The organism is Microbacterium sp. DT81.1, assembly GCF_049844955.1.
In the GTDB taxonomy this organism is placed as follows: domain Bacteria; phylum Actinomycetota; class Actinomycetes; order Actinomycetales; family Microbacteriaceae; genus Microbacterium.
Genome location: NZ_JBNCMA010000036.1, coordinates 1 through 328 on the forward strand (window position 1 = coordinate 1; position 328 = coordinate 328).

The following is a 328-nucleotide window of genomic DNA, read 5'->3' on the forward strand; positions in this document are numbered from 1 at the left end:
AGACCGCCGCACCGTCAACCGCGGCCGCGATGCACGAGCACGGCACCGCCAGCGTGGGCGTCACCGACCACGGCACCGCCAGCGTGGGCGTCACCGACCACGGCACCACCCAGCCGGCGACCGACGGGGACTGCGCGGACTGCGGCGGGCACGCCAGCATGCTGGCGATGGCCTGCGTCCTCGCGCTCCTGATCGTCTCGCTGCTGCTCTTCCTTCCGCGCGTGGGCATCACCTGGGGGGCCGCGCTGCGGGCGGGCCCGGCCCTGATCGCCCGTGCCGCTGTCCTTCCTCGACCACCTTCCCTTCTGGTTCTCTGCATCAGTCGCAC

Annotated in this window: 1 protein-coding gene; it reads left to right on the plus strand. The window is 73.2% G+C overall.

Annotated features, from left to right (window positions below; genetic code table 11):
• The coding region (locus ACLQ2Q_RS22235; RefSeq protein ID WP_425824087.1) for a DUF6153 family protein at positions 1-328 on the plus strand (328 nt) is incomplete at both ends.